Origin of the sequence: Arsenicicoccus bolidensis DSM 15745, assembly GCF_000426385.1 — a bacterium.
GTDB classification, from domain to species: Bacteria; Actinomycetota; Actinomycetes; order Actinomycetales; family Dermatophilaceae; genus Arsenicicoccus; species Arsenicicoccus bolidensis.
In genome coordinates, this window is sequence record NZ_AUFG01000001.1 from 179,954 (window position 1) to 196,236 (window position 16,283).

12 protein-coding genes are annotated in these 16,283 nt (G+C 71.9%); 7 read left to right on the forward strand and 5 right to left on the reverse strand.

All coding sequences use genetic code 11. The features are described 5' to 3' along the window. Positions 1 to 106 precede the first annotated feature (106 nt). A complete protein-coding gene (gene acnA / locus K313_RS0100830) occupies positions 107 to 2,890 on the forward strand; it encodes an aconitate hydratase AcnA (RefSeq protein ID WP_034250891.1) in 2,784 nt (927 codons plus the stop codon). Positions 2,891 to 2,971: 81 nt separating this feature from the next. On the opposite strand, the gene K313_RS0100835 is transcribed toward acnA, so the two are convergent. Further along, a complete protein-coding gene (locus K313_RS0100835; RefSeq protein ID WP_029210029.1) occupies positions 2,972 to 4,600 on the reverse strand; it encodes an NAD-binding protein in 1,629 nt (542 codons plus the stop codon). Between the two features lie 162 nt (positions 4,601 to 4,762). On the opposite strand from K313_RS0100835, the gene K313_RS0100840 reads away from it, so the two are divergent. Continuing rightward, complete coding sequence (locus K313_RS0100840; RefSeq protein WP_029210030.1) at positions 4,763 to 5,743, forward strand: zinc metalloprotease; 981 nt, start codon at positions 4,763 to 4,765, stop codon at positions 5,741 to 5,743. A gap of 59 nt (positions 5,744 to 5,802) precedes the next feature. Here K313_RS0100840 and K313_RS0100845 read toward each other — a convergent pair whose 3' ends face one another. The 4 genes from K313_RS0100845 to K313_RS0100860 form a co-directional block, all read right to left on the reverse strand. Beyond that, positions 5,803 to 6,639: a carbohydrate ABC transporter permease gene (locus K313_RS0100845; RefSeq protein ID WP_029210031.1), complete on the reverse strand. Its 837-nt coding sequence runs from the start codon at positions 6,637 to 6,639 to the stop codon at positions 5,803 to 5,805. After that, positions 6,636 to 7,349 (reverse strand): carbohydrate ABC transporter permease, encoded by a 714-nt coding sequence (locus K313_RS19520; RefSeq protein ID WP_029210032.1) that lies wholly within the window; start codon positions 7,347 to 7,349, stop codon positions 6,636 to 6,638. The genes K313_RS0100845 and K313_RS19520 overlap by 4 nt, the downstream gene beginning before the upstream one ends. A gap of 172 nt (positions 7,350 to 7,521) precedes the next feature. Beyond that, positions 7,522 to 8,628, reverse strand: coding sequence for an extracellular solute-binding protein (locus K313_RS19525; protein ID WP_338021316.1), 1,107 nt, complete (start codon positions 8,626 to 8,628; stop codon positions 7,522 to 7,524). 138 nt (positions 8,629 to 8,766) lie between these two features. Continuing rightward, positions 8,767 to 9,795 carry a LacI family DNA-binding transcriptional regulator gene (locus tag K313_RS0100860; protein WP_034251049.1) on the reverse strand — a complete coding sequence of 343 codons (1,029 nt, stop codon included), beginning with the start codon at positions 9,793 to 9,795 and terminating at the stop codon, positions 8,767 to 8,769. Between the two features lie 152 nt (positions 9,796 to 9,947). Here K313_RS0100860 and K313_RS0100865 point away from each other — a divergent pair, with 152 nt between their 5' ends. From K313_RS0100865 to K313_RS0100885, 5 genes are all read left to right on the forward strand, one after another. Further along, entirely contained in the window at positions 9,948 to 12,047 is a 2,100-nt protein-coding gene (locus K313_RS0100865) for a glycogen debranching N-terminal domain-containing protein (protein WP_034251052.1), read from the forward strand. Positions 12,048 to 12,210: 163 nt separating this feature from the next. Continuing rightward, positions 12,211 to 12,579, forward strand: coding sequence for a hypothetical protein (locus K313_RS0100870; protein ID WP_029210035.1), 369 nt, complete (start codon positions 12,211 to 12,213; stop codon positions 12,577 to 12,579). Between the two features lie 91 nt (positions 12,580 to 12,670). Continuing rightward, positions 12,671 to 14,524, forward strand: a complete 1,854-nt coding sequence (gene dxs, locus K313_RS0100875; RefSeq protein WP_019284769.1) for a 1-deoxy-D-xylulose-5-phosphate synthase — start codon at positions 12,671 to 12,673, stop codon at positions 14,522 to 14,524. 48 nt (positions 14,525 to 14,572) lie between these two features. Continuing rightward, entirely contained in the window at positions 14,573 to 15,562 is a 990-nt protein-coding gene (locus tag K313_RS0100880; protein ID WP_019284770.1) for an LLM class F420-dependent oxidoreductase, read from the forward strand. Further along, the gene (locus K313_RS0100885; protein ID WP_029210036.1) at positions 15,555 to 16,253 is read left to right on the forward strand and encodes an HAD family hydrolase; all 699 of its coding nucleotides are present in this window, start codon (positions 15,555 to 15,557) and stop codon (positions 16,251 to 16,253) included. Before K313_RS0100880 ends, K313_RS0100885 begins: the two co-directional genes overlap by 8 nt. Positions 16,254 to 16,283 lie beyond the last annotated feature (30 nt).

Consider the following 16,283-nt stretch of genomic DNA (forward strand, 5'->3'; position numbering starts at 1 on the left):
CGGCGGGAGCACCATCCCGCGTACGACAGGTGTCTTGACGTCAAGACATCACCGTGAGATCGTTGTCTCGACGTCGAGACAACGACCCTTCGTGGAAGGAACAGGCGTGAGCCAAGAGAGTGTGAACAGCTTCGGAGCCAAGGACACCCTGGAGGTCGGTGACGCGTCCTACGAGATCTTCCGGCTCGACAAGGTCGAGGGCAGCCAGACCCTCCCGTACTCCCTGAAGGTCCTGCTGGAGAACCTCCTGCGCACCGAGGACGGGGCCAACATCACCGCCGACCACATCCGGGCGCTGGGCGGCTGGGACGAGAAGGCCGACCCCGACACCGAGATCCAGTTCACGCCCGCGCGCGTGATCATGCAGGACTTCACCGGTGTGCCGTGCGTCGTCGACCTCGCCACGATGCGCGAGGCCGTCGCCGACCTGGGTGGCGACCCCACCCGCATCAACCCGCTGGCCCCCGCCGAGCTCGTCATCGACCACTCGGTGCAGATCGACTCCGCGGGCAACCCCAAGTCCTTCCAGATCAACCAGGACTTCGAGTACCAGCGCAACAACGAGCGCTACCAGTTCCTGCGCTGGGGCCAGACGGCCTTCGACGACTTCGTGGTCGTCCCCCCGGGCACCGGCATCGTCCACCAGGTCAACATCGAGCGCCTCGCCCGCGTCACCATGTCGCGGGGCGGCCAGGCCTACCCCGACACCTGCGTCGGCACCGACTCGCACACGACCATGGTCAACGGTCTCGGCGTCCTCGGCTGGGGCGTCGGCGGCATCGAGGCCGAGGCGGCCATGCTCGGCCAGCCCGTGTCGATGCTCATCCCGCGCGTCGTCGGCTTCAAGCTCACCGGCTCCATGAACGCCGGCGTCACCGCCACCGACGTCGTCCTCACCATCACCGAGATCCTGCGCAAGCACGGGGTCGTCGGCAAGTTCGTCGAGTTCTACGGCGAGGGCGTCGGCGAGCTCCCGCTGGCCAACCGCGCCACCATCGGCAACATGAGCCCCGAGTTCGGCTCCACCTGCGCGATCTTCCCGATCGACGACGTGACGCTGGACTACCTGCGCCTCACGGGGCGCGACGACGAGCAGGTCGCCCTCGTCGAGGCCTACGCCAAGCAGCAGGGCATGTGGCTCGACCCCAGCGCCGAGGCCCGCTACAGCGAGCTGGTGGAGCTGGACCTGAGCACCGTGGTGCCCTCGATCGCCGGGCCCAAGCGTCCCCAGGACCGCATCGTCCTCACCGACGCCAAGGCCGCGTTCCGCAAGGTCCTGCCGACCTATGTCAAGCACGAGGAGGGTAACGGGTCCTCGGGCGGGTCGTTCCCGGCCTCCGACGCCCCGTCCCAGACCAGCGACACCGAGAGCGGCGGCACCCAGCCGGCCAACGAGGGCAACGGGTCCTCGCGCCCCTCGCACAAGGTCTCGGTCACGACCGACAAGGGCACCTTCGACATCGACCACGGCCACGTCGCGATCGCCTCGATCACGTCCTGCACCAACACCTCCAACCCGTCGGTCATGATGGCCGCGGCCATGCTGGCCAAGAACGCCAACGAGCGCGGTCTCAAGGCCAAGCCGTGGGTCAAGACCTCCATGGCGCCGGGCTCGCAGGTCGTCACCGGCTACTACGACAAGGCCGGCATGTGGCCGCACCTCGAGGCGCTGGGCTACCACCTCGTCGGCTACGGCTGCGCCACCTGCATCGGCAACTCCGGGCCCCTCGACGACGAGATCAGCAAGGCCATCAACGACAACGACCTGTCGGTGTCGGCCGTGCTCTCGGGCAACCGCAACTTCGAGGGCCGGATCAGCCCGGACGTCAAGATGAACTACCTGGCGTCCCCGCCGCTGGTCATCGCCTACGCCCTGGCCGGGACGATGGACTTCGACTTCGAGGCCGAGGCGCTCGGTCAGGACACCGACGGCAAGGACGTCTACCTCAAGGACATCTGGCCCTCGCCGGAGGACGTCGAGCGCACGATCGCCGAGTCGATCAGCCGCGACCTGTTCGTCGACGACTACAAGGACGTCTTTGCCGGGGACGAGCGCTGGCAGGGCCTGGAGACGCCCGAGGGCAAGACCTTCGCGTGGGACCAGGACTCGACCTACGTCCGCAAGCCGAGCTACTTCGACGGCATGACCATGGAGCTCACGCCGGCCGAGGACATCTCGGGCGCGCGGGTGCTCGCCAAGCTGGGCGACTCGGTCACCACCGACCACATCAGCCCGGCCGGGTCGATCAAGGCCGACAGCCCTGCGGGCACGTACCTCGCCGAGCACGGCGTGGAGCGCAAGGACTTCAACTCCTACGGCTCGCGCCGCGGCAACCACGAGGTCATGGTGCGCGGCACCTTCGCCAACATCCGTCTCAAGAACCTCCTGCTGGACGGCGTCGAGGGCGGCTACACCCGCAACTTCCTCGACGGTGGCGAGCAGACGACGATCTACGAGGCGTCCGAGGCCTACCAGGAGGCCGGCGTCCCGCTGGTGATCCTCGGCGGCAAGGAGTACGGCTCGGGCTCGTCGCGCGACTGGGCGGCCAAGGGCACGCGCCTGCTGGGCGTCAAGGCGGTCATCACCGAGTCCTACGAGCGCATCCACCGCTCCAACCTGATCGGCATGGGCGTGCTGCCGCTGCAGTTCCCCGAGGGCGAGTCGGCCGACTCGCTGGGCCTGGACGGCACGGAGACCTTCGACATCACCGGGGTCACCGAGCTCAACGAGGGCAAGACCCCCAAGACCGTGCACGTCACGGCGTCCAAGGACGGCGGCGACACGGTCGAGTTCGACGCGGTCGTCCGGATCGACACCCCCGGCGAGCGTGAGTACTACCTCAACGACGGCATCCTGCAGTACGTCCTGCGGTCGCTCGTCACCGCCTGACGACCCAGCGTCGTCCGGCTGGTCGTGGCCCGGTTCCTCCTCGAGGGGGACCGGGCCACGGCCGTATGCCGTCCCGCGCCGTCACGCTGGGGGTCGGCAGGCGAGCCGCAGCTGCCCGAGCCCGGTGCGGGTGGCGGCGACCGCGATCCGGTCGCCGGGGCCGAACGCCTCGTCCGGCTCGTGCCAGACCCACGCGCCGCCCTCGCGCCGCACGGCGAGCAGCCGCACGTCGCCGCCCTGCGACAGCTGGGACGGCAGCACCCCCACCAGCCCGGCGTCCTCCTCGACCTGCAGCTCGGTGAGCAGGACCACCCGGCGCCCCACAGGGACGATCGTGGAGCGGGGACGCCCGAGGGCCGCCGCCACGAATGCCGGCGCGGTCAGCATGGACACCGACCGGGTCGCGCCGAGCTGCAGCCGACGCTCGACGCGGGTCGCGAGGTCGTCGTCGTAGAGCCGGGTCACGATACGCAGGTCCTCGCGGGCGGCCCTGGCCACCAGGGAGATCCCGAGGTTGACGGCGTCGTCGTCGGTCAGGGCCATGGCGGCGTCGCAGCGGTGGATGCCGGCCTCCTCGAGGGTGGAGGGGTCGCTCGCCTCGCCGATCACGACCGGCACCTTGAGGCGGCGGATCCGGTTGACGCCGTAGGCCTCCTCGTTGCGCTCGACCGCGACCACCGGGATCCCGCGCTCGCGCAGGCCCACGACCACGGCGGTGCCGATCCGGCCGAGCCCGCACACCACCACGTGGTGCCGGGGCCGCCCGCGGACGCTGCCCGTGAGGGTGGCGAGGCGCGAGCTGGTCAGGGCGTCGGTCATGACGGCCGTCAGGCCGGAGGCGAGCAGCAGGCCCATGACCTGGATGACGATCGCCGTGAACCGCACCGTCAGCTCGGCGTCGTCCGGGTCGCCGTAGCCCGTCCCCGTCGCCGTGGTGAACGCGAGGTAGAGCGAGGTGAGCCAGTCCTTGCCGGCGGTGCTGTGGAAGTAGGCCGTGCTCGCGAGGATGACGCCGAGCAGGAGCAGGAGCACGATCCGCTGGCGCCGGTCCAGCAGTCGTGCGGCGCCGCCCAGGATCCCGCGGGTGCGGACCTGCCGGCCGTGGTGGCGGTGCTGCGTGCCGATGACCACGGCCGTCGCGTCGTCCGGGCGCACGTCTGCGCTCGCGCCGTGGGCGTCCGGGAGCGGCCCGCGCACGGGGTCCCCGAGGTCGGCCAGCACCTGCCCGGCGACCGATGTGCTGGGACCCACCACCACGTCACGACCGCCGAGCCGCAGGGCCTGCACCTCGCCGTCGCCGATCGCGGCCCCGATGAAGGCCGGCGCCGCCAGCTGGGCGGGGGACAGGACGGTGCAGTCGCCGAGCAGCGGGGCGAGCCGCGAGCCGAACGCCGGGTTGACGACCTCGAGCACGATGGGGACGCGCCCGTCGGCATCCTCGACCGCCAGGGCCGTCCTCGTGGAGGCCACCTCGTCCCGGCCGAGGACGATGACGGCCCGCGCCCGGTGGACGCCGGCCTCGCGCAGGACCCGCTCGTCCGTGCGGGCCGCCTCGACGACCGTGACGTCCCGGGCCCGCAGCTCCGCCACGACCATCGGGTCGGCCGTGGGCGGGACCACGACCACGGCGGCCGTGCGCGAGCGGGCCGGCTCCTCGACCACGCGGACGGTCGTGGTCTCGACCCCGACGACGATGACGTGCTGCTCCATGGTCCGCATCGTAGGGGGCGCCACCGACAGACGGCCGGCCCCGCGAGCCGTCGCCGGGACGGTCCCTCGCTGGGAACGAGCCGGGCGTTTCGCCCATTCGGGTGCTGACGTGAGGGGCGGGTCCGGCATACGGTCACGCAACCCCCAACGAAAGGCTCTGCCATGTCCCGCAGGCTCGCTCTCCCCGGTGCCCTCGCGATCGCTGCCGCCGCGGCGATCACCGCCGGTCCCGCCGCCGTCGCCACCTCCACCGTCGCCACCTCCACCGTCGCCGCCCCCACCGCGGCGAGCACCGCCGTCCAGCCGTCCGCCGCCGTGCAGGACTGCCTCGAGCTGTTCTCGGCCGCCCGCAAGAAGGACACCTCCGCGGCCGAGGAGCCGGACGTCACCCGCGGCAGCGGCGCCAAGGCCTACGGCGTGCTCAAGAGCTTCCCGCAGCTGGCCCCCGGAAGCGTGACGGTCCCCGTCGTCTTCCACGTCACGTCGGACCACGTGCTGACCGCCGCCGAGCGGGCGCGCTACGAGCGGATGATCGCGGCGCAGATGGACGTCATGAACGCGTCCTACAGCGGGCAGACCGGCGGCGCCGACACACCCTTCCGCTGGCGCCTGGCGGGCATCGACCACACCGTGAACCCGGCGTGGTACACGGTCGTCCCGGGCAAGACCGAGAAGGCCATGAAGGCCGCCCTGCACACGGGCGACTCCCGGACCCTCAACGTCTACACCGGCGACATCGGGGGCGGCCTGCTGGGCTGGGCCTACTTCCCCAAGGACTACAACAACGGGCGCGACTACCTCGACGGCGTGGTGATGCTCGACGAGTCGATGCCGGGCGGCACCGCCGGCAAGTACGCGCTCGGCGACACCCTGGTCCACGAGGCCGGGCACTGGCTCTCGCTCTACCACACCTTCCAGGGCGGCTGCACGTGGTCCAACGACTTCGTCGCCGACACCCCTGCCGAGGCGCACCCGCAGTTCGACTGCCCCGTCGGCGCCGACTCCTGCGACGCTCCCGGTCTGGACCCGATCCACAACTTCATGGATTACACGCAGGACTCGTGCATGGACAGCTTCACCGCCGGTCAGGCCAAGCGCATGAGCGACGCCTGGCAGTACTTCCGCGACCCGTCCAAGGCCTGATCACGCGTCCTGCCCCGCCGACGCGGCCGGCGGGGCCGTCGAGGCCGTTGAGGGTTGCCTCAGCCCTTGACGGCCCCGCCGTTGGCGCCCCGGACGAGGTGCCGCTGGAAGACGAAGAACAGGACGGCGACCGGGATGGTCGTGATCAGGGCCGTCGCCATCTTGAGCGGGAACTGCGTCCCGGACCCCAGCCCGCCCGCGGTCAGGTCCGCCAGGCCGGTCACGAGCGTCTTGTGCTCGGGGCTGCCCGTCACCACCAGGAAGTGGCTGAACTCGTTCCACGAACCCTGGAAGGACAGGATCGTCAAGGTGATCAGCGCGGGTCGCGCCATGGGCAGGATCACCGACCAGAAGGTCCGGAAGACCGACGCGCCGTCCAGGCGGGCGGCCTCCTCGATGGTGACGGGGACGCTGTCGAAGAACTGCTTCATGATGAAGACGCCGGCCGCGTCGACCAGCAGCGGCAGGATCATCGCGGCGTAGGTGTCGTAGATGCCGAGGTACTTGACCATGAGGAACTTGGGGATGAGCAGGGCGACGCCGGGGACCGACATGACGGCCAGGACCAGGGCGAAGACCGCGCCGCGCCCGCGGAAGTGCAACCGCGACAGGGCGTAGCCGGCGAGGGAGTCGAAGAACACCCGGCCGGCCGTCACGGCCACGGTCACGACCACCGAGTTGGTCAGCCACCGCAGGACGGGCAGCTGGCTGTCGCCGCTGCCGAGCACCGCGCCCCACGCCTGGGTCGAGAGGGGGTGGGGGAGCAGCGACAGGGGGTTGGTCGAGGCGTCCGGGTCGGTCTTGAGGGACGTGGCCACCTGGATGACGAAGGGGTAGAGGTAGACCACGGCCGCCGCCACCAGCACGGCGTACGCCAGGGTGCGTCGCAGGCTCATCGCCCCACCTCGTCGCGCTCGGTCATGACCCGGCGCTGCACCCAGGTGAGCAGCACGATGATCACGAAGATGATGAAGGCCATCGCGGCCCCGGTCCCGAACCGGCCCTGCTTGAAGGACTGCTCGTAGGACAGGTAGGCCGGGGTGAGCAGGGTCTTGCCGGGGGAGCCGCCGCCGGTCGCGTAGACCTGGTCGAAGACCTGCCAGGTGCCGATCAGGCCCAGCGTGACCACGAGGAAGAGCACGGACCGCAGCTGCGGGACCGTGACGTACCACAGCTTCTGCCAGCCCGTGGCGCCGTCGAGCGCGGCCGCCTCGTCGACGTCCTCGGGCAGGTCCTGCAGGGCGGCGAGGAACATCAGCATGAAGGTCCCGGTCGTGGTCCACACGGCCAGCAGGATCAGGACGAGCATCGCGACCGACGGGCTGCCGACCGAGGTCATGAAGTCGCGCCCGGTCAGGCCCTGGCCGGACAGCAGCGTCGCGTAGTTGTCCAGGCCGACCAACGGGGCGTTGGCCTGGACGAACGGGTCGCCGTTGCCGCTCCAGCGCGTGAAGGAGACGTAGAGCGCCATACCGATCGGCACGATCATGAAGGTGCCGAGGACCACGATCATCGGCAGGGTGAAGGCCCAACCCGCGGCGGTCTGCCCGGCGTGGATGCCGGGCCCGGACCGTCGCGAACGTCGCTCCGTCGTGGGGCTTGTCATGGCGTCCTCTCGCTGCCGACGGCCCGGTCAGCCCTTGATCGCTGCCTCAGCGTTGAGCTGCATCGTCGTGAGGATGGCCTTGGGGTCACCGGTCGCCAGGGACTCGATCTGGGGCGTTGGCGTCCGCGAGCACCGCGTCGAAGCCAGGCGTGGTGGGCATTCCCTTGCCGTACTACGCCCCGGCGACGAAGGCGGCGTCCGCCGGGGTGGCCGCCTTGTACTTGGCCATCGCGGAGGTGGTCGACGGCATGACCCCGAAGGCCTTGGCGGCGCTCAGCTGCTGGGCGTCCTCGCCGAGGAACTTCACGAGGTCCACCGCGGCGGCCTGGTTCTTGCTCTTGGCGGCGATGCCCCAGCAGTTGGTGAACATCAGGGTGCCCTTGCCCTTGGGGCCGGCGGGCAGCTCGACGACCTTGACCTTGAGGTCGGGGGCGTCCTTGGCGAGCGCGCCACGGATCCAGTTGCCCTCGATCGTCATGGCGGCCTTGCCCTTGACCAGGGCCTCGCCGCCCCAGCCCGCGTCGACCTGCTTGGAGAGCTTCATGGCACCGCTGCGCAGGAGCTTCTGCGCCTCGGTGAGGCCGGCGAGGTTCTCGGGGGAGTCGGCCGTCGCCGTCTTGCCGTCCTCGGACAGCACCCAGCCCCCGGCCTGGGTCATGAAGGCACCCACGCGCTGGAACTCGGGGGAGATCACCAGCCCCGTCTGGGATCCGGTGGTCAGGCGGGTGGCGACCCGCTCGAGGCCGGCCCAGTCCTTGGGGACGTCGGCGTCCGTGAGGCCGGCCTTGGTCCAGAGCTCCTCGTTGATCACGAGGGCGAGGGTGGAGAAGTCCTTGGGCGCGCACTGGAGCTTGCCGTCGATGGTGAAGGTCTGCCGCAGCGAGGGGACGTAGTCCAGGCCCGTCAGCTGGTCGCCGTAGGCGTAGAGGTTGCCGGCCTTGGTGAAGGTGCCCACCTGGGCGGGCTCGAGGTAGAACAGGTCGACGGGGGAGCCCCCGGCGAAGCCCTTGGCCAGCTCCTCGGGCAGCTTGGCGGTGCCGGTGACCTGCACGGAGCTGCCGGTCTTGGCCGCCCACGCCTCGGTGGCCTTGCGGACGGCCCCGAGCTCGACGTCGTTGGAGACGCCGACCAGCATCCGCAGGGAGGCCGGTCCGGACTGCGCCGCGGGGGCGCTGCTGCTCGGGGCGGCGTCGAACCCCCCTCCGCCGCACGCCCCGAGGGCGAGGGCGGTCGTGGCCGCGAGGCTGACGAGGACGACGGTGCGGGTGGGGAGAGTCATCGTTGGCTCCTGGTGGTCCGGGACGGTGGGTGCGCTTGGTTGGTGCTCGGGGTTGGATCGTTCAAATCTGGGGATCGACGGGTATGCCGCCCACCCGCCGCGGGGCGGGGTCGGGCTCGTGGTGAGGTCGCCCTCTCGTCAGGGACGTCTCGTGCTGCCGGCCAGGCGCAGGGTCGGCGCCAGCAGGGCTCCCTGCGCCGGCTCGTCGCCGTCGGCGAGGAGGACGTCGATCTGGGTGAGCAGGTGCTCGACGATCTCGGCCAGCGGCTGCACCACGGTGGTCAGGTCGAACATGCCGGCCGTGCTGGTCCCGTCGAAGCCGACGAGGCCGATGTCCCGGCCGGGGACGAGGCCGGCGTCGACGACGGCATGCCGGGCGCCGAGGGCGACCATGTCCGAGACGCAGACGATCGCGTCACCCGGTTGGAGCGACCCCAGCAGGTCGGCCGCGGCGGCCTTGGCCTGCGGGAGGTCCTGCTCGGTGCGAGCCACCAGCGACTCGTCGAGGACGCCGAGATCCGCCGCGGTGTCGCGCCACCCGCTCAGGCGGTCGTCCCCGACGGCCGAGCCCTCGGGCCAGCCGAGGAAGGCCACCCGCCGGTAGCCCTGGTCGACGAGGTGACGCACCGCGGCGGTCGTGCCGGCGCGGCCGTCGACGTCGCCCCAGGCGGTGAACTCGGGGTCGTCCCAGACCCGCCCGAAGGTCGCGAAGGGGATGCCGTGCTCGTTGAGCCACTCGGGGCGCGGGTCGCCGTGGTGGGTGCCGTAGAGCACGAAGGCGTCGACCAGGTGGGCCCGCACCATGGACTCGTAGCCCGAGGTGGTGGGCGTGGGGGAGTCCGTCCCGAAGGTGACGACGTGGCAGCGGTGGCTGCGGGCGGCCAGGGAGAGCTGGGTGAGGAAGGGATAGGCCACCTCGGCGCTGGCGGCGTCGCCGCGGGCGTCGAGCTCGAGGCCGATCGCGCCCGCCCGCTGCTCGCGCAGGGACTTGGCGGCCGAGCTGGGGCGGTAGGAGAGACGGTCGATCTCGATCTGCACCCGCTGCAGCGTCTGGGGTGCGACGCGATCCGGCCGGTTGACGGCGTTGCTCACGGTCTGCCGTGACACGTTGGCCGCCCGGGCGACGTCGTTGATCGTCGCGCGGCGGTGCCCCATGCTGCTGCTCATCGTCACCATCGACTCCTTGGACAGGCTGTGCGATCGCTGCGAGGTATCATCATCTTTGAACGATCAGAATCATCGTCACCCCGGGCAATCAGCCTGTCAACAGCGGCGCTCGGGTCTCCACGAGAGGTCGTCCCGTGCCGGAGCAGAGCCGCTTGACACCAGACGCCAGCCGCCGGCGGCCATGGCTGCACGAGCTGGAGCTGGCAGTTCACGGTAATGCCACGGCGCTGTCCGCGCGCGACGGGACGATGACCGCGCCTGGCACGGGGGTCTTCGTCGACGACCGTCGTGTCGTCTCCCACCTCAGGGTGCTGGCCGACGACCACGCCGGCGACCTGGTGATGTCCTCGAGCGTCGGGCCCGAGACCCATGTCCTCACCTCTCTGCGCCACCTCGGCACCCCCGGCCCGGACCCCACGGTCGAGCTGCGGCGCGTCCGGGCGGTGCACGACGCGGGGATGACCGAGACCATCCGCCTGACCTCACGCGCGGCCGAGACCGTCCGCACCCGCCTGGTGGTGGAGATCGGCGGGGACGTGGCCTCCCTGGGCGCGGTCAAGTCCGGCGAGCCCGCGGGCCCGCTGCTGCCCACGATGACCGCGGGGGCCCGCACCCCCGACGTGGTCCTCACCTGGTCGGACGACCGGCACCTCACGCACGTCGTGACCGAGCCGCGACCCTCCGCCGTCGAGGCGGGGGAGCCGGACCGGCCCTCGCGCATCCGCTTCGACCTCGAGGTGCCCCCGGGCCAGACCAGGTCGGTGCGGGTGTCGGTGGTCACCCAGCGCCTCGCCGCCACGGCGTTCGACGCCGACCCCGGCGCGGACCTGGTGGACTGGTCCTCGGTGCTGGTCGAGGCCGCCGACACCCGCCTCGACGTCGTGGTCAGCAGCGCGCTCGAGGACCTGCGCCAGCTGACGATGCGGGACCCCGACGCCCCGGACGACGTCTTCGCGGGTGCCGGGTCCCCGTGGTACCTCACGTTGTTCGGTCGCGACTCGATCTGGGCCGCCCGGCTGTCCCTGCCCTTCGGGACCACCCTCGCGGGGGGCACCCTGCGCACCCTGGCCCGACGCCAGGGCCGCGTGGACGACCCCACGACCGCGGAGGAGCCCGGCAAGATCCTGCACGAGGTGCGCCGCGAGCGGTACGTCGACGACGTCACCGGCCTGGCCCTGCCGTCCACCTACTACGGCACGGTGGACGCCACGTCGCTGTGGGTGTGCCTGCTGCACGACGCGTGGCGCCACGGCCTCCCCGAGGACGAGGTGCGTGACCTGCTCCCGCCCCTGCGGGCGGCCCTCGGGTGGATCGCCCGACAGGTGCAGGACAGCCCCGACGGGCTGCTCCGCTACGTCGACCGCAGCGGGACGGGGCTGGCCAACCAGGGCTGGAAGGACAGCGGCGACTCGATGCGCCGCTCCGACGGCTCCATCGCCCCCGCGCCGATCGCCCTGCTCGAGGCGCAGACCTACGCGGTCGAGGCGGCTCGCGAGGCCCGAGCGCTGCTGGAGGCCCTGGACGCCGGCACGCCGCAGGAGCTCGCGGACCTGGACCGGCTGGCCGACGCGCTGGCGACCCGGGTCCGCGAGGCCTACTGGGTGCGCGGGCCGCGGGGTCCGCACCTGGCCATGGCCCTGGACGCAGACGGGCGCCCGGTGGACGGGATCGGGTCCAACATGGGCCACGCCCTCGGCTCGGGTGCCCTCACTGCGGACGAGGCCGCCCTCGTCGCCGACACCCTGACGGGGCCTGACCTGCTCGGCCCCTACGGCATCGCCACGCTCTCGCGCAGCAACCCCGCCTACAACCCCATCGGCTACCACACGGGCTCGGTGTGGGTCCACGACACGGCTATCGGGCTCCTCGGCCTGGTGGCCGAGGGCCGCACCGAGCGGGCCGGGGACGTGGCCCGCAGCCTGGTCGCCTCGTCGGTCGCCTTCGGCTACCGATGGCCCGAGCTGTATGCCGGGGACCCGGTCCTCGGTCGCCCGGCGCCGTACCCCGCGTCCTGCCGCCCGCAGGCCTGGTCCGCAGCGTCGGCCGCCGCCGTCGTGACCGCCGTCCTCGGCCTGCGCGTCGACGTGCCCGGGCGGCAGGTCGAGGTGCGGCCGCTGCCGTCGCTGCCCTTCGGCCCGCTCACCGTGCGGGGCCTGCGCTTCGGCCCGACGGCGTTCTCGGTCACGGTGGCGGCGGACGGGACGGCCACGGTGGAGGGCCTGCCCGACGACGTCACGGTGGCGACCGCCTGACGGCACAGGGCGTGGGCACAGGGAGCACGGCGTCCGGCATACGGGGTCCGGCATCCGGTATCCGGCATCCGGCATACGGCATCCGTCACGATCGGCGGGGACGACCACGTCCCGGGCGTCCCGCCGCCGAGGGTCTGTCAGAGGCCCGCGGCACACTGGTCCCATGACCGCGCACGTCCCACCCGGCTGGCCCGGGGAGATCCCGCCGCCCGAGAGCCAGGGCTGGCGCGAGCACGCCGTCCCGTGGCTGCTCGACCAGTGCCCGGCCGACTTCCGCGGCTACGCGTCGTGGCGCCGGCACCCGCAGGCGCTCGCCTGGGTGGCGGTGCAGCACGTGGACGCCCAGCTCGCCGCGATGCGGCAGGCCTACCGCCAGGTGCGGGTGGCGCTGGGCGAGGAGCTGCCCCCCGAGGCGCTCCGCGACGTCATGGCCGACCTCGAGGCGGAGGGGGTGCGCCTGCGAGCCACGGCGCGCAGCGTCCACCTCGTGCACGAGGCCATGCAGGGGCGCCGGTTCGTGCCCCGGCTCTGAGCCCGCCCCGCCCGTCCGGGACCATCCGCTGGTCTAGACTCGCAAGTCGCGTCCTCTTCCGAAGGAGTCGGATCCACTCGTGGCTCAAGGTGTGCTCTCGACCATCACCAGCCCGACGGCACTGCGTCGGCTGCCCGCCTCTCGCCTCCCCGCCCTGGCGGCGGAGATCAGGGAGTTCCTGGTCAACCAGGTGGCCAGGACGGGCGGGCACCTCGGCCCCAACCTCGGCGTCGTCGAGCTGACCATCGCGCTGCACCGCGTCTTCGAGTCGCCGCACGACACGATCGTCTACGACACCGGACACATCAGCTATGTCCACAAGCTGCTGACCGGGCGGCAGGACTTCTCGGCCCTGCGCGCCCAGGGCGGGCTCTCCGGCTACCCGTCCCGCGCCGAGTCCGAGCACGACGTGGTCGAGAACTCCCACGCGTCGACCTCCCTGTCCTGGGCCGAGGGGATCGCCATCGCCCACCAGCTCACGGGTGACCGCCAGCGGCACACGGTCGCCGTCATCGGCGACGGGGCCCTGACCGGCGGCATGGCCTGGGAGGCGCTCAACAACATCGCCGCCCGCAAGGACCTGCCCCTCGTCGTGGTCGTCAACGACAACGAGCGGTCCTACGCCCCCACCACGGGCGGGCTCGCCGAGCACCTGTCGACGCTGCGCACCACCCAGGGCTACGAGCGGATGCTGAGCATCGGCAAGCGCGCCATCTCGGGGGCTCCCGTGGTCGGGCGCCCCGCCTTCGAGACCCTGCACGGGATCAAGAAGGGTCTCAAGGACATCGTCGCGCCGCAGGGGCTCTTCGAGGACCTCGGCATCAAGTATGTCGGTCCGGTCGACGGGCACGACGAGCACGCCCTCGAGGTGGCGCTGCGCCAGGCCAAGGGCTACGGCTCGCCGGTGCTGGTCCACGTCCTGACCAAGAAGGGCAAGGGCTACCGCCCCGCCCGCCAGCACGCGGACGACCAGTTCCACGCGGTGGGCGTCATCAACCCCGAGACCGGCCTGCCCCTCGAGGTGTCGGGCCGCTCCTGGACCGACGACTTTTCCGACTCGTTGGTCGCCCTCGGCCAGGAGCGCGACGACGTGGTGGCCCTGACCGCCGCCATGCTCATCCCCGTCGGGCTGCGCGACTTCTCCCTCAAGTTCCCCGAGCGGGTCATCGACGTCGGCATCGCCGAGCAGCACGCCGTGACCATGGCCGCGGGTCTGGCCTACGCCGGGCTGCACCCGGTCGTGGCGATCTACTCGACTTTCCTCAACCGCGCCTTCGACCAGCTGCTCATGGACTGTGCGCTGCACCGGGCGGGCGTGACCTTCGTGCTGGATCGGGCCGGCGTGACCGGGTCGGACGGCGCGTCGCACAACGGCATGTGGGACATGACCCTGGCCAACGTCGTGCCGGGGCTGCACCTCGCGGCCCCCCGCGACGGCGAGCAGATCGACCTCGCGCTGCGCCGCGCGGTCGACATCACCGACGCCCCCTCGATCATCCGCTTCGCCAAGGGCAACCCGCCCGCGCCGATCCCCGCCCTCGAGCAGCGCGGCACCGTCGACGTCCTGCACGGCCCGGGGGAGGAGCACGTCGACACCCTCGTGGTCGCGGTGGGCTCCATGGTGCCGACCGCCCTGGGCGTGGCCACCCGGCTCGAGGACGCCGGCCGGTCCGTCCGGGTCGTCGACCCAGTGTGGGCGCTCCCGGTCAGCGACGACGTGGTGGACGAGGCTCGCCGCGCCGACCAGGTCGTCGTCATCGAGGACAACCTCGTCTCCGGCGGCGTGGGCTCCGCGATCACGCTCGCGCTGCAGCAGGCCGGCGTCACGGCGCCGGTGCGACCCTTCGGGATCCCCAAGGAGTTCCTCGACCACGCCTCCCGCGGGCAGGTGCTCGCGGCCATCGGGCTCACCCCCGACGCGATCGCCGAGACGCTGCTCGCCTGAGGACCAGCCGAGGTCTACCGACCCGGCACCCACGGGTATGCCTGTCCCATGACCCGATTCGGCTACACCCTGATGACCGAGCAGGCCGGTCCCAAGGACCTGGTCCGCTTCGCCCGCAAGGCCGAGGACGTCGGCTTCGACCTCGAGGTCGCCAGCGACCACTACTTCCCCTGGCTGAGCGCCCAGGGTCACGCGCCGTTCGTCTGGAGCGTCCTCGGTGCCGTCGCGCACGTCACCGAGCGCGTCGAGCTCATGACCTATGTGACCTGCCCGATCCTGCGCTACCACCCGGCGGTCGTGGCGCAGCAGGCGGCCACCGTCCAGATCATGGCCGACGGCCGGTTCACGCTCGGGCTGGGCTCCGGGGAGAACCTCAACGAGCACGTCGTCGGTGCGGGCTGGCCCGCGGTCTCCGCCCGCCAGGACATGCTGGCCGAGGCCATGGAGATCATCCACGAGCTGCACTCCGGCGAGCTGGTCACGTACGACGGCGAGTACTACCGCGTCGACTCGGCTCGTATCTGGGACCTGCCAGAGGAGGGCGTCGACATCGCGCTCGCCGCGGGCGGCCCCAAGGCGCTGGAGCGCTGCGCGGCCTTCGCCGACCACCTCGTCGCGACAGAGCCGGACCCCGACCTGATCGCGGCGTGGGACGACCTGCCGGGCAAGCCGAGCATCGGCGCCGGCGCCCGGGCCATCGGGCAGATCCCCATCAGCTGGGACCCCAGCAAGGACGCCGCCGTCGAGCGCGCCCACGAGCAGTTCCGGTGGTTCGCGGGCGGGTGGGACGTCAATGCCGACCTGCCGACCACGGCGGGCTTCGCCGGCGCCACGCAGTTCGTGAGGCCCGAGGACGTCGCCGAGAGCATCCCCTGCGGACCTGACCTCGACGCCATCGTCGAGAGCGTGCGCCCCTACTGGGAGGCGGGGTTCACCGACGTCGCGCTCGTCCAGATCGGTGGCGACACCCAGGACGCGTTCCTGGAGCAGGCCGCCGGACCGCTGCTGGAGCGGCTGCGGGAGGCCTCCCGTGGCTGACCTGCGACCTGGCGTCCTCTTCGACGTCGACGGCACCCTGCTCGACACCAACTACCTGCACACCCTCGCCTGGTGGCGGGCGCTGCGCGCGACCGGCCACGACGAGATCACCATGCAGCAGTGCCACTCGGCCATCGGCATCGCCAGCGCGGGGCTGGTCCGCCACCTCACCGGCGGCGAGGACGAGGAGGCCGTGGACCGGCACAGCGAGGAGTACGAGCCCCTCAAGGCCGACCTCACCGCCTTCCCCCGCGCCGCGGACCTGCTGCGCGCCTGCCACGACGCCGGGCTCTTGGTCGTGCTCGCGACGAGCGGCCAGGAGGGTGACCTCGACTGGATGGTCCCGGCGATCGGCGTCTCGGAGGACGTCCTCGCGGGTGCCACGACCAGCGGCGACGTCGAGGAGGCGAAGCCCGAGCCGGACCTCCTGACGGTGGCGGTCGAGCGCTACGGCCTCGACCCGGAGCAGACGGTCGTCGTCGGGGACACCGTGTGGGACGTCGCGGCGGCCGAGCGCGCCGGCCTGCGGTCGATCATGGTCACCTGCGGCGGGATCGGCCGGGCCGAGCTGCTCGAGGCCGGGGCCGACGAGGTGTATGACGACCCCGCCGACCTGCTGGCCCACCTCGACTCGTCCCTGCTGGGGCAGGTGGCGCGGGCGGTGCCCGACGACGTGGCCGGACGCTCCTAGCGCCAGGCCTCCGACCGTTGCGGTCAGACC